The sequence below is a fragment of the Streptomyces sp. NPDC054783 genome (genome assembly GCF_053611725.1).
In genome coordinates, this window is sequence record NZ_JBSHAY010000008.1 from 44,170 (window position 1) to 57,002 (window position 12,833).

10 protein-coding genes and 1 pseudogene are annotated in these 12,833 nt (G+C 71.7%); 8 read left to right on the plus strand and 3 right to left on the minus strand.

Annotated features, from left to right (window positions below; all coding sequences use genetic code 11):
- Nucleotides 1-115: 115 nt before the first annotated feature.
- Nucleotides 116-1,129, minus strand: a complete 1,014-nt coding sequence (locus ACWGJ5_RS16430) for a phosphatase PAP2 family protein (protein WP_453310408.1) — start codon at nucleotides 1,127-1,129, stop codon at nucleotides 116-118.
- 237 nt (nucleotides 1,130-1,366) lie between these two features.
- Entirely contained in the window at nucleotides 1,367-2,683 is a 1,317-nt protein-coding gene (locus tag ACWGJ5_RS16435; protein WP_453310409.1) for a glycosyltransferase family 39 protein, read from the minus strand.
- Nucleotides 2,684-2,940: 257 nt separating this feature from the next.
- On the opposite strand from ACWGJ5_RS16435, the gene ACWGJ5_RS16440 reads away from it, so the two are divergent.
- The gene (locus ACWGJ5_RS16440) at nucleotides 2,941-4,614 is read left to right on the plus strand and encodes an MFS transporter (RefSeq protein ID WP_453310410.1); all 1,674 of its coding nucleotides are present in this window, start codon (nucleotides 2,941-2,943) and stop codon (nucleotides 4,612-4,614) included.
- Nucleotides 4,615-4,703: 89 nt separating this feature from the next.
- Nucleotides 4,704-5,894: an acyl-CoA dehydrogenase family protein gene (locus tag ACWGJ5_RS16445; RefSeq protein WP_453310411.1), complete on the plus strand. Its 1,191-nt coding sequence runs from the start codon at nucleotides 4,704-4,706 to the stop codon at nucleotides 5,892-5,894.
- A 37-nt stretch (nucleotides 5,895-5,931) separates the two neighbouring features.
- Here the strand turns inward: ACWGJ5_RS16445 and ACWGJ5_RS16450 are convergent, their stop codons facing one another.
- Nucleotides 5,932-6,369 carry a cell division protein SepF gene (locus tag ACWGJ5_RS16450; protein WP_228618457.1) on the minus strand — a complete coding sequence of 146 codons (438 nt, stop codon included), beginning with the start codon at nucleotides 6,367-6,369 and terminating at the stop codon, nucleotides 5,932-5,934.
- Nucleotides 6,370-6,637: 268 nt separating this feature from the next.
- On the opposite strand from ACWGJ5_RS16450, the gene ACWGJ5_RS16455 reads away from it, so the two are divergent.
- The 6 genes and pseudogenes from ACWGJ5_RS16455 (at nucleotide 6,638) to ACWGJ5_RS16480 (ending at nucleotide 12,808) form a co-directional block, all read left to right on the plus strand.
- Nucleotides 6,638-7,819, plus strand: a complete 1,182-nt coding sequence (locus ACWGJ5_RS16455) for a DUF5685 family protein (RefSeq protein WP_453310412.1) — start codon at nucleotides 6,638-6,640, stop codon at nucleotides 7,817-7,819.
- A 471-nt stretch (nucleotides 7,820-8,290) separates the two neighbouring features.
- Entirely contained in the window at nucleotides 8,291-8,455 is a 165-nt protein-coding gene (locus ACWGJ5_RS16460; RefSeq protein ID WP_453310413.1) for a hypothetical protein, read from the plus strand.
- On the plus strand, nucleotides 8,452-10,212 hold the full coding sequence (locus ACWGJ5_RS16465; RefSeq protein ID WP_453310414.1) for an FAD/NAD(P)-binding protein: 1,761 nt from the start codon (nucleotides 8,452-8,454) through the stop codon (nucleotides 10,210-10,212). Before ACWGJ5_RS16460 ends, ACWGJ5_RS16465 begins: the two co-directional genes overlap by 4 nt.
- Nucleotides 10,209-10,472, plus strand: a complete 264-nt coding sequence (locus ACWGJ5_RS16470; protein ID WP_453310415.1) for a hypothetical protein — start codon at nucleotides 10,209-10,211, stop codon at nucleotides 10,470-10,472. Before ACWGJ5_RS16465 ends, ACWGJ5_RS16470 begins: the two co-directional genes overlap by 4 nt.
- Before the next feature lie 3 nt (nucleotides 10,473-10,475).
- A pseudogene (locus ACWGJ5_RS16475) lies at nucleotides 10,476-11,584 on the plus strand (LLM class flavin-dependent oxidoreductase).
- A gap of 330 nt (nucleotides 11,585-11,914) precedes the next feature.
- Complete coding sequence (locus ACWGJ5_RS16480; RefSeq protein ID WP_453310416.1) at nucleotides 11,915-12,808, plus strand: S1 family peptidase; 894 nt, start codon at nucleotides 11,915-11,917, stop codon at nucleotides 12,806-12,808.
- The last annotated feature ends 25 nt before the right edge of the window (nucleotides 12,809-12,833 follow it).

A 12,833-nucleotide genomic window follows, 5' to 3' on the forward strand; every position in this document is an offset into this window, starting at 1 on the left:
CCGCGCCTTTTGTGCACATGCAGGGCGAAGGCCCCGTTTCCCTCCTCCGGGAAGCGGGGCCTTCGTCGTGTGCGCGGGGCCGTTGTGCGTACCGGGCCCGGGCGTCAGCGGCGCGTCACGGCCGGGCCGGCTGGGTCGTGCCGCGCGGGAGGCGGTCGGCGTGCGGCGGGCGGCGGCTGCCCGCCGGGGTGACCGGAGTGCGTTCCGACCGGGTCGTGTGCGGTCCCGGGGCCAGATGCGCCGGACCTCTGGAGGCACGGGTCGAGGCGACCGGCTCGCGCGCCGGGGCCGGCTGCTCGGCCGGTGTGCCGAGCGGCCTGAGCACCACCGGCGTGACCGGCACGGCCGGTTCGGGCACGGGACGGCCGCGGCGGGCGCGCCAGCGGTCGCGCAGATCGAACAGCGCGGTCTCGGCCCTGGCGATCAGCGGCTCGAACCACGGCAGGGCGAGCAGGATCAGCAGACCGGCGGCCCAGCCCAGCAGCACGTCGCTCAGCCAGTGCGTACCGAGGTAGACGGTGGTGAGGCCGACGCCCAGCGACGTGATCGCGGACAGCGCCGACAGCCAGCGGCGCGCTCTCGGGGTGGAGGCCAGATAGGCCAGGATGCCCCAGGTCACCACCGCGTTGGCGGTGTGGCCGCTGGGGAATATATCGCCGCCCAGGCCCATCTCGTTCGAGCCGATCACGGTCGCGTAGTGCGGACCGAGGCGCCCCATGCCGAGCTTGGCGGCGCCGACCGTGATGTTCAGCAGCAGCAGCGAGGTGGCCAGGGTGAGCAGCGGGCGCAGCGTGTGCTGCCGCCAGGAGCGCCAGCCGAGCCAGGCCGCGACCATCACCGCGGTGGGGCCGCGCTGGCCGAGCACCACGTAGTAGTCGAGGAAGGCGTGGATCTGCGGCCACTGCTGGTACGGCCGGAAGAACATGACCTGCCAGTCGAGCCGGACCAGCCAGGACGTGATCACCACGGCCCACACGATCGCCAGGTAGAAAGCCAGGGTCGCGGTGAAGAGAACGACCCGGTGCCGGCTCATACTTGGCACATCGATGTGGGCCGGTCGTTCCGGCTCACGGTCGAGTCTGGCGAACACCCGGTCCAGACGCCGGGTGAGGTTTCGTTCGGTACGCACCCAATCGACGTTACAGCGGGTGAGCTGTGGTCCCGGTCGAAACAGCGGGTTTGTGATGACGATGTGATGTGGGAAACCTCTCAAGCGCGGCCCGAATTCCAGGCATTCCGCAATCCTGTGAGGCCGTTCTCTTCAATTCCTTTGATCATGCCGGGCGTTGTTTATATGGCGCTTATGAATGCGTTAACCCGGTCCTGGGGCGGAATTTTCCGGGGCGTCATCGGCCGGAGAAGTCGATCATGGAGGACCGGAGCCGTTCAGCCAGAACGCCCCGTAGACCGCCGTGGCGACCGCCAACCCCGCCGTGACCAGCACGGATCGGGACGTGCGCAGCCGGGCGAGGGAGCAGGCGAGCGGCAGCAGCACGGGGAAGGCGGGCATCAGCAGCCGCGGCTTGGAGCCGAAGTAGCTCGACGCGCACAGGGCGAGGGCGAGGACGACCCCCGTGTACACCAGTAGTTCGACCGGCTGACGCCTTCGGACGCCGGTCGCGTACAGCCACAGCAGCAGGGCCACCCCGATGATCAGGCCGGCCCCGGCGAACGCGGACGGAAACGACGTGAACTTGTCGGCCACGAAGCGTGCGAACGCATAGCCGCCGTCGAACCCGTTGCGCCATCCGGCCTGAACGTCCAGGTACCCGAGCACTCCTTTTCCGGTCCGCTGCCCGACCCAGAGCACGTACCCGGCGGCGCCGAGCGGAGCGATCACCATGCCGAGCACACGGCGCCACACGGGGGCGGGTGGGGCGCAGGGGACGTGGGTGTCTGCCGGTGCTTCAGGGACCTGTGGGTTGTAGGAAGCGGTGTGCGCGCCGGGTGCGCGAGCGGGGGCTTGCGTGCCGCCGGACGCGCCCAGCGCGGGCGCGGGGGCGCGTCCGTCATTGTGCGCGCCAGGCATGTGCATCGTGCTCCGGTCCCGCACGAACGAGAGCACGCCCGCCACCCACACCGCCGCGACCACCGCCGCCCCCACCGGCCGGGTCAGCCCCGCCAGCGCCGCCAGCGTGCCCGCGGTGATCCACCGGCCGGTCAGCAGCGCGTACAGCGACCAGGCCGCCAGCGCCGTGAACAGTGACTCGCTGTACGCCATCGACTGCACGATCCCGACCGGCAGCACCGCCCACAGCAGGACCGCGCACATCCCCACCCGCGGGCCGTACACCCGCTCGGCGACGGCGAAGATCCCGCAGGCCGCGGCGAGCGAGGCGAGCAGGCTGACGACGAAACCGGCGTCCGCGTACGACAGCGGGGTGACCGCGTGCAGCAGCCGTTCAAGCCATGGCAGCAGCGGAAAGAACGCGAGGTCGGAGTGCACGTCGCCGTTCGGCAGTCGCACCTCGTAGCCGTACCCCGGCCCGGCGACCCGGGTGTACCACAGCGAGTCCCAGCGCGCGGTCAGCAGGGTGTACGCGCTCTTGCCGCGCGCGGCGCTCCACAGCGCCAGCACGACCAGCCCCAGGGCGCGCACCGCCGCATAGCCCAGGACGGCCGGGGCCGCCCGGCGCAGAAGCGGGGCGTGGGGTGGGGCCACGCGCGTGTCAAGATCGGTCACGGACTCGATTATCGACGGGCGGCGGAACCGGACCGGCCCCCGGGGCGTGGTCAAGAGGGGCCGACGTGGCGTACGCCACACGGGTTCCGTCCTGCGTGTGAGAGGTCCGCCACGTGTCGTGCTGGTGAACTCGCGTACGCTGACGAGTCACCCGCGTGGGTTTGCGCAGGCCGGAGACCCCGCTCCTCTCCGGCCGTACGACAGGGAGTCCCCACCCCGTCGGTCCGCCCCGCGCGGCACATCTGGGAGGTACGTACATGTCCGGGACGACCACGGCTGCCGTACGGCCGCGCCGTCGGGCGGCCGGTGCCGGTGCCAACCGCTGGGTCGTCCTCGTCGTCCTCTGCGTCAGCCTGCTGCTCGTCGCCCTCGACGCGACCGTGCTGCACGTGGCGGTCCCCGCCGTCACCGAGGACCTCAAGCCCAGTGCCATAGAACTGCTCTGGATCGTCGACGTCTATCCGCTGGTCTGCGCCTCGCTGCTGATCCTCTTCGGCACCCTCGGCGACCGGGTCGGCCGCAGACGCGTCCTGCTGCTCGGCTACGGCCTGTTCGGCGTCGCCTCCGCCGTGGCCGCCCTGGCACAGACCGCCGAGATGCTGATCCTCGCCCGCGCGCTGCTCGGCGTCGGCGGCGCCATGATCATGCCGGCCACCCTGTCGATCCTGCGTCAGGTCTTCCCCGACCGGCGCGAGCGCGCGCTCGCGATCGGCATCTGGAGCGCGGTGGCCGCAGTCGGCGCGGCCGTCGGCCCGCTGCTGGGCGGTTTCCTGCTGGAGCACTTCTGGTGGGGCGCGGTCTTCCTCGTCAACATCCCGCTGATGCTGGTCAGCCTCCCGGTGGGCCGGATCCTGCTGCCCGAGTCGCGCGGGGAGCAGAGCGGCCCCTGGGACGTCGTCGGCGCCCTGATGGCGGCCGGCGGCCTCTTCGGTGTCGTCCTCGGTGTGAAGCGGCTGGGGGGCGGAGAGGCACCGGCGAGTCCCTTCACCCTGCTGCCGCTGCTGGCCGGCGCGGCCTTCCTCGTCCTCTTCGTACGGCGCCAGCGCAGGCTCGCGCATCCGCTGGTGGACCTGCGGATGTTCCGCCGGCCTGCGTTCAGCACCTCGGTGGGCTGCATCGTGCTGGCGATGCTCGCGCTGGTCGGCCTGGAGCTGATCGCCGCCCAGTACCTGCAACTGGTGCTCGGGCTCTCCCCGCTGGAGACCGGCCTGAGGCTGCTGCCCCTGACCGTCGCGGCGATGGCGGCGGGCCTGGCGGGCGCGCGGATGCTGCGCCGCTTCGGACCGCGCCGGATGGTCTGCTTCGGCTTCTGCCTCACCGCCGCCGCGGTCGTGACGCTCACCGCGATGGGCGGCACCGACGACGCACCGCTGCTGCTGTCCGGTTTCGTGCTGCTCGGCTTCGGTCTGGAGACCACGCTCTTCGGCGCGTACGAGTCGATGCTCAGCGAGTGCCATGCCGACCAGGCCGGCGGTGCGGCGGCGATCGGCGAGACCTCGTACCAACTCGGCGCCGGCATCGGCATCGCGCTGCTCGGCAGCGTGATGAACGCGGCCTACGCGCCGCATCTGCGCTCGGTGCCGGGCGTTCCCCAGCATGCCTCGGACGCGGCCGGCCACTCGCTCGGCGAGGCCTACGAGGTCGCCGGGCGGCTCGGCGGCCCGGTCGGGGCGGCACTGCGCCGGACCGCGCGGGACTCCTTCGTGCACGGGCTGCATGTGACGCTGCTGGTGAGCGCGGTGCTGTTGCTGCTGGGCGCGGTGATGGCGCTGCGGCTGCCGCGGGTCATGCAGTGCGCGGAGCCCGTGGCGACGGTGGAACTGCCCGCGCCGAGGGAAGAGGCGAAGGAAGCGGAGAGGGAAGCGGAGAGGGAAGCGGAGAGCGAACAGCAACGGGAAGCGGCGGTGGTGGAGTCCGGCGTCTCGGCCTGACGGACTGGACGTGCGGGACACCGCGCCGTAACGTCGGCGGCAAACAACTGACTAGCGGTGCTAGTTTTCTGTGTGCCGGAGGGTGTCCCATGTCCGCGTCCGCGAAGTTGCCCCCCTTCGATCCCGCCGACCCGCTCGGGATCGACGACCTGCTGGAACCGGAAGACCTGGCCGTGCGGGACACCGTGCGGGCCTGGGCGGCGGACCGTGTGCTGCCCTACGTCGCCGAGTGGTACGAGAAGGGGGAGCTGCCCGGCATCCGTGAGCTCGCGAAGGAGCTCGGCGGGATCGGGGCGCTCGGGATGTCGCTCAGCGGATACGGGTGCGCCGGGGCCAGTGCCGTGCAGTACGGCCTGGCCTGCCTGGAGCTGGAGGCCGCCGATTCCGGCATCCGTTCCCTCGTCTCCGTGCAGGGCTCCCTCGCCATGTACGCGATCCACCGGTTCGGCAGCGAGGAGCAGAAGCGGCAGTGGCTGCCCCGCATGGCGGCCGGCGAGGTGATCGGCTGCTTCGGGCTGACCGAGCCCGACCACGGCTCCGACCCCGCCTCCATGCGCACCCACGCCAAGCGCGACGGCGACGACTGGGTCCTCAGCGGCCGCAAGATGTGGATCACCAACGGGTCGGTCGCCGGGGTGGCCGTCGTCTGGGCGCAGACCGAGGACGGCATCCGCGGCTTCGTCGTCCCCACCGACACCCCCGGCTTCTCGGCGCCGGAGATCAAGCACAAGTGGTCTCTGCGCGCCTCGGTCACCAGCGAACTGGTGATGGACGACGTACGACTGCCCGCAGACGCCGTACTCCCGGAGGGCACCGGACTGCGCGGACCACTCAGCTGTCTGTCGCATGCCCGCTACGGCATCGTCTGGGGCGCGATGGGCGCGGCGCGCAGCAGCTTCGAGGCGGCGCTCGACTACGCGAAGACGCGGGAGCAGTTCGGGCGGCCCATCGGCGGCTTCCAGCTCACCCAGGCCAAGCTCGCCGACATGGCGGTCGAACTGCACAAGGGGATCCTGCTCGCCCACCATCTCGGGCGGCGGATGGACGCCGGCCGCCTGCGCCCCGAGCAGGTCAGCTTCGGCAAGCTCAACAACGTCCGCGAGGCCATCGAGATCTGCCGTACGGCGCGGACGATCCTCGGTGCCAACGGGATCTCCCTGGAATACCCGGTGATGCGGCACGCCACCAACCTCGAGTCGGTGCTCACCTACGAGGGCACCGTCGAGATGCACCAGCTCGTGCTGGGCAAGGCGCTCACCGGGCTCGACGCCTTCCGCTGATCCCCGTCAGCAGGCAGGGCCGGTGAGCGGCCCTGCCTCAGCTCTGGTTGAAGAAGCCGTCCTCGCGGTGCGTGGACGCCTCGCCGCTGATGATCTGTGTGTCGGCCGGCGTGAGCAGGAACACCCGGTTGGACACGCGGTCGATCGAGCCGCGCAGACCGAAGATGAGCCCCGCCGCGAAGTCCACGACCCGCTTGGCGTCGCCGGGCTCCATGTTGGTGAGGTTCATGATGACCGGGACCCCGTCCCGGAACAGCTCGCCGATGGCGCGGGCGTCCCGGAAGCTGTCCGGGTTGACCGTGCCGATCCGGCGGCCCTTCTCCTCGGCCGTGTCCGAGGCCACCTTCACCCGGGGGTCGGTGACCCAGGCGCCCTCGGATTCGGTGCCCTCGGAGTACTCGTCGTCGTAGTAACGCTCGTCATCGTTGTCGTCGACGAGGCCGAGCCACGCACTCGCCTTGCGTACCGATCCCATGGACGCCTCCTCTCACAGCGGTCTTTTTCTGCTTTCCGCGTCCCTATGGTCATCCATGATGCGGACGGCGCGCCAAGTGGATAGACGCCGCGCGGGGGGTTTGTGACGGTACTGGTGCACAGCCGATCCGTCGAGAGTCCTTGTGCCCCAAGGGTCGCGACACGTACGGCTGCTGACTGAGAGTGAAATATGATAGTCACCGGCGGATGGGTGATGATCGGTGCGTCCGGGTGAACGTCAACGTCGTACCACATCACGGGGGATCGTCGTGTTCGGAATCGTCAGACCGTGCTCTCATCGACTCGGTGAAGGCCTCAAGGCCGAGTGGATGGCGCACTTGTGCGGGCTCTGTCTCGCCCTGCGCCGCGATCACGGGCAGCTCGCGCGTATTGTGACGAACTATGACGGCCTTCTCATCTCGGTCCTGACGGAGGCTCAGGCTGGACGGACCGCCGACGGCCGCCGTACGGCCGGACCGTGCGCGCTGCGCGGGCTGCGCACCGCGTCCGTCGCCCAGGGCGAGGGCGCCCGGCTCGCCGCCGCCGTCTCGCTGGTGCTCGCCGCGGCGAAGGTGCGCGACCATGTCGCCGACCGGGACGGGCTGCTGGCCCGCCGCCCCATGGCCGCCGCCGCGCGCCGGGTCGCCGCGGGCTGGGGCAGGGCAGGCGCCCACAGCGGCGCCGCGGTCGGCTTCGACACCGGCGTCCTCGTCGAGGCCGTCGACCGGCAACTGGGCCTGGAGACCCTGGCCGGGTACGGCACCCCGATCCTGACGGTCACCGAGCCGACCGAGACGGCGACGGCGGCCGCCTTCGCGCACACGGCGGTGCTGGCCGGACGGCCGGGCAACGCGCAGCCCCTCGCGGAGGCGGGCCGGCTCTTCGGCCGGCTCGCGCATCTGCTGGACGCCGTGGAGGACCAGGAGGCCGACGCCGCGTCGGTCTCCTGGAACCCGCTCACCGCCACCGGCACCTCCCTCGCCGAGGCCCGCAGACTCGCCGACGACGCCCTGCACGGCATCCGACTCGCCCTGCGGGAGGCCGAGTTCGCCGACGGCAAGCTGGTCCATCTGCTGCTCGTGCACGAACTGGAGCGCTCCGTGGACCGCGCGTTCGGCACGCGCTCGTGCGGACACGCGCCCGAGGCCTCGTTCGGACCGCCGCCCGGTCACCACGCGCCGAACGCGCCGGGCCACCCGTACGGCAACCCCTTCGGCGGGCAGCCGCCGCACCCGGACAAGCGGGGCTTCTGGGCCGGCTGCGCGGCCGCCCTCGGCCTGTGCTGCACCTGCAAGGTGTGCTGCGCCGACGAGTTCGAGGGCCCCTGGTCGCGGAAGAAGCGCGAGGGCTGCTGCGCCGACTGCGACTGCGACTGTGATCTGTCGTGCTGCGAGGCCTGTCAGTGCTGCGAGTGCTGTGAGTGCTGCTCCTGCTGTGACTGCGGGCTGTGACCGTGCCGTTCAGTTCGTCAGTTCCGGCGGGCTGATCCGGGAGCGTCCGAAAAGGCGCGTACACGTCGGTGGGCGATCTCCTGAAGCGAAAAGGGTGCGAAGCGCGAGGGGAGGGGCGCGTGTGAAGGCGTGACGAAAGAAGCGGGAGAACGTGAGGAAGGCGCCCGCCGGACGGCAGGCGCGCGCAGGGGGTCAGCTCAACAGGAACAGGACCACACGCGACCGAAGTCGATGTGGGAGCGGGTGACCAGCCACTGCTGTGGATGCATGGGCCAAGTGGAACAGGCATCCGGTTCCGCGTCAACTGACCTGAGACGTACGGCTCACAGTCCGGACAGCCTTGACAGTGCACCGAAACGCCCGCGTACTCTCGGTGGACGGTCCTGCTGAGGGGCTCGGCCGTACCCGCGCCGCTCGGCGCGCCCGTGTGAAGGCACCACCCGTGTTCCGCTCACGTCACGGAGCCTTCGCATGTCTTCCGACACCCTCGCCGAAGTCACCACCGCGGCGAAGACACCCCAGCCCGCCAACGCCCCACGGATCGTCCCGCAGCGCCGGTACGGCCAGTGGACGGCAGCGTTCGGCCGGCACCACATCGAGAAGTACCACGCGCGCGGCACGGAGCACGCCCGATGAGGCCGCAGCTGGTGGTCGTGGGAGCCGGGCCGCGGGGGACCGGACTGCTGGAGCGCATCGCCGCCAACGCCCCCGAGCTGTACGCCGGTCGGGGCCTCGACATCCACCTGGTCGACCCGCACCCGCCGGGCGGCGGCCGCATCTGGCGCCAGGCGCAGTCACCACTGCTGTGGATGAACTCGCACGCCGAGGACGTCACCATGTTCACCGACGAGACGGTGCTCATGGCCGGCCCGGTGCGCGAGGGCCCCACCCTGCACGAGTGGGCGGGCCTCGACGGCAGCACCTTCGCCGACCGGCAGCTCCAGGGCCGCTATCTGCGCTGGGTGTACGAGCGCGCACGGGCCGAGCTGCCCGAGGGCATCACCGTTCGGCACCACCCCCGGCGCGCCGTCAGGATCGGCGGTCCGCGCGAGGGCCGCCAGCAGGTGTGGCTGGAGGGCGACCCGCGTCCTCTCCCAGCCGACCTGGTGATCCTCGCGATCGGCCACCTTGACGCCCAACTCGACGGTGAGCATGCAGAGTTGGCCGCGCACGCCCGCGAGCACGGCCTGGTGCACCTGCCGCCCGACTTCACCGCCGACAGCGAGCTGTCCCCGCTGAAGCCCGGCGAACCCGTGCTCGTGCGCGGCTTCGGTCTGGCCTTCGTCGACCTGATGGTGCTGCTCACCGAGGGGCGCGGCGGGCGGTACGAGGGCGACACCTACGTTCCCTCGGGCCGCGAGCCGGTGCTCTACGTCGGCTCCCGGCGCGGTGTGCCGTACCACGCGAAGATCGGCTACGACTGGACCGGCGACCGGCCCCCGCTGCCCCGCTTCCTCGGCCCGGCCCAGGTCGAGGACCTGCAGAACCGTCCCGGCGACCTCGACTTCAGGCGCGATGTGTGGCCGCTGGTGGAGAAGGAGCTGGGCTTCGCCCACTACCACCGCCTCTTCACCGCCCACGCCGAACGTACGGCGATGGCGTGGGCCGACTTCGAGGAGAAGTACGCAGCCGCGAGCGACTCCGCCGAGGTGCAGGCGCTGGTCGCGGCCGCCGTGCCGGATCCGGCCGACCGCCTCGACCTCACCGCGCTCGACCACCCGCTGGACGGGGTGCGGTACGCCTCCCACGAGGACTTCCAGGAGGGCCTGCGGGGGTATGCCGAGGCGGACCTGAGCCGCCGTCACGATGCCTCGTACAGCGCGGATCTCGGCGTCTTCCTCGGGCTGCTCTCCGTCTACGGGCAGCTCGTCCGCCTCGGGAACATCGGCCCCTGGTGGCACGGCTTCTTCAGCTACCTGGCGTCCGGGCCGCCCGGACCCCGGCTGCGGCAGATGCTCGCACTGTCCCGGGCCGGCCTGCTCAGGTTCGTCGGCGCCGACATGACCGTCACCGCCGAGGACGGGGTGTTCCGGGCCACGAGTCCCACCGTGCCGGGCTTCGCCGTCGAGGCCCGGGCGCTGGTCGAGGCCCGGCTGCCCGAGCCCACCGTCGGCCGGGCCCGCGATCGCCTGCTGCGCGAACTGCATGCCGACGGCGCCGCCGAGACCCGCGACGGACTGCTGCGGGTCGACCCCGGCGACGGCCGGATCCTCGACGGCGCCGGGCGGCCGCATCCGCGGCGCTTCGCGCTCGGCCCGTACACCGACGCCCGTACCCCCGGCGCCTTCACCCGGCCGCGCACCGGAGGGGCCGCGTTCCGGCAGAACGACGCCACCGCCCGGGCGGCGCTGGCCTTCCTGGGCATCTCACTCGAAAGGGAGAACGCGCGATGAGCGATCCGGAGAAGGAGTCGGTGGCGGGCGCGCGCCGGCTGCTGGAGAGGGCCGGGCTCGGGGTCAAGCCCGTTGCGCACCCCCGGCAGTTGTCCGGCGGGGGGCAACTGGCGGCACCGTCGGGGCCGTTCAGGCACTGGGGAAGGGTGGCCCCCGTGCGGGTCCCCGTGCTGGAGTCCGGGCTGCTGCTGTCCGACGAGCCGGCCTCGGTGCTCGTCGTCACGCACGAGACCCGGACGTTTCTGGCGAAGGTGCTGTGAGGCATGGGTGTCTCGTACGGCCGTGGGCCGCTGCATCTGGCCGCTGCCGTTGATCTGCCGGACTGTTCCGGTGCCGAACCGTACCTCGAGCTGGTCCGGCTGGCCGAGCGCGGCGGGCTGGACTTCGTGACGCTGGACGACTCCTTCGCCCGGCCCGGGCCCGACGCGCTCGCCGTGCTGTCCCGGGCGGCGCCCGCGACCCGGCGCATCGGTCTTGTCCCGACCGTCACCACCACCCACACCGAGCCGTTCCGGGTGCAGGCGGCCGTGGCGACGCTGGACTGGGTCAGCGGCGGGCGGGCCGGCTGGCGGATCGACGTGTCGGCCGGTGAGGGCGAGGTCCGGCTCTTCGGCCGCCGGCCTGCGGCGCCCGGCCGGGACCTGTGGGACGAGGCGGGCGAAGCCGCCGACGTGGCGGCGAGGTTGTGGGACAGCTGGGAGGACGGCGCCGAGATCCGGGAGGAGATCCGGGACCTGCCGTCCGGCCGTTTCCTGGACCGGGACAAGCTGCACCGCGTGGACTTCACCGGCGCCGCCTTCTCGGTCCGGGGCCCCTCGACCGTGCCCCGGCCGCCGCAGGGCCACCCCGTCCGCCTGGTCGACGCCACCGAGCGCCGGGCCCGCACCGTCGCCGCCCGGTACGCCGACGTGGCCCTGGTCCGCGCTGCGACCCCGGCGCAGGCCACCGCCGCACGTGACGAACTGCGTGCCCGCGCCGACGAGTTCGGGCGGAACCCGGACACCCTGCGGGTCCTGGTGAGCCTGCTGGTCGACCTCGGCGGCGGCGAGCACGCGGCCGAGCCCGGACACGGGGGCGGGGGCCCGCGGGCGACCGGGCGGGGGCCGTTGTACCGGGGCGGCCCGGTCGACCTGGCCGACCTGGTCGCCGGCTGGCACGCCGACGGGTTCACCGACGGCTTCCACCTGGTGCCCGTCGAGCCGCGCCGTGACCTGGAGCGGCTGGTCAACGGCACGGTGGCGCTGCTCCAGCACCGCGGCCTGTTCCGCACCTTCTACCCGGGCAGCACCCTGCGCGAGCACCTGGGCCTGACCCGGCCGCCAACCGGTACGCCGTGACCGGGAGGAACGTCATGACCGGGGGAACGTCATGACCGTACGCCCGCAGATGCACCTGGCGGTCCGGTTTCCGCCGCCCGGCAACACACTGGACGTGGCGATCGAGGCGGGGGAGCGCGCGGTGAGCTGACGCTGCGGGCCGCGGTGCGTGTGGGCCGAACCGGTGTCAGGGGCTCCTACCTAAAGGTGGTTTAAAGGCCAACGGCCGAAAGGCACTCTTGTGGCGACCGGTCGTTCGGCCGAATACTCCCCCTCAGCGCTTGTCAGGGGGCATGGATGTTCGGAACCCGGCGCCGCTCCCTGGCTGCGCCTCACGGGCACCGACCCCACATGGGCCCCCGACTTCCCCTGGGAGGGAACGAAAAGTGAGGATCAAGCGCAATACTCCCCACACCGCGAGACGGACCCGGCTGATCGCCGTGGCCACCGGCCTCCTCGCCGCGGCAGCGTTCGCCGCCCCCACAGCGAACGCCAGCGACGGCCACGCGTTCAGCGCCGCCCAGCTCAGCAAGGCCAACAACGCCGTCCTCAAGGCCGACGTACCCGGTACGGCCTGGGCGGTGGACAGCAAGACCGACCGCGTCCTCGTCACCGTCGACAGCACCGTGTCCAAGGCGGAGATCGCCAAGATCAAGCGGCAGGCCGGCGCCAACGCGGACGCGCTCACCATCAAGCACACCCCCGGCAGGTTCAGCAAGCTGATCAGCGGCGGCGACGCCATCTACGGCGGCCAGTACCGCTGCTCGCTCGGCTTCAACGTGCACAGCGGCAGTACGTACTACTTCCTCACCGCCGGTCACTGCGGCCAGGTGGCCTCGACCTGGTACAGCAACTCCAGTCACAGCACGGTGCTCGGCACCAACGTCGGCTACAGCTTCCCGGGCAACGACTTCGCTCTGGTGCGCTACACCAACTCCTCCATCTCGCACCCGAGTGCGGTGGGCAGCCAGTCCATCACGAGCGCGGCCACGCCGTCCGTGGGCAGGACCGTGTACCGGCGTGGTTCCACCACCGGTACGCACAGTGGCCGGGTCACCGCGTTGAACGCCACCGTCAACTACGGCAGCGGTGACATCGTCTACGGGCTGATCCAGACCACGGTGTGCGCAGAGGGCGGCGACAGCGGCGGTCCGCTGTACGCGGGGACCGTTGCCTACGGTCTGACCTCCGGCGGCAGCGGTGACTGCACCTCCGGCGGTACGACGTTCTTCCAGCCGGTGACCGAGGCGTTGAGCTACTACGGGGTCACGCTGCCCTGACACTCCGGCTCGGGTCTTCGGGAAG

What these genes read in the sequence shown, in the direction of transcription:
- ACWGJ5_RS16440 (WP_453310410.1), top strand. Translation starts at nt 2,941, where the DNA reads ATGTCCGGGACGACCACGGCTGCCGTACGGCCGCGCCGTCGGGCGGCC.
- ACWGJ5_RS16450 (WP_228618457.1), bottom strand. Translation starts at nt 6,369, where the DNA reads ATGGGATCGGTACGCAAGGCGAGTGCGTGGCTCGGCCTCGTCGACGAC.
- ACWGJ5_RS16460 (WP_453310413.1), top strand. Translation starts at nt 8,291, where the DNA reads ATGTCTTCCGACACCCTCGCCGAAGTCACCACCGCGGCGAAGACACCC.
- ACWGJ5_RS16445 (WP_453310411.1), top strand. Translation starts at nt 4,704, where the DNA reads ATGTCCGCGTCCGCGAAGTTGCCCCCCTTCGATCCCGCCGACCCGCTC.
- ACWGJ5_RS16470 (WP_453310415.1), top strand. Translation starts at nt 10,209, where the DNA reads ATGAGCGATCCGGAGAAGGAGTCGGTGGCGGGCGCGCGCCGGCTGCTG.
- ACWGJ5_RS16465 (WP_453310414.1), top strand. Translation starts at nt 8,452, where the DNA reads ATGAGGCCGCAGCTGGTGGTCGTGGGAGCCGGGCCGCGGGGGACCGGA.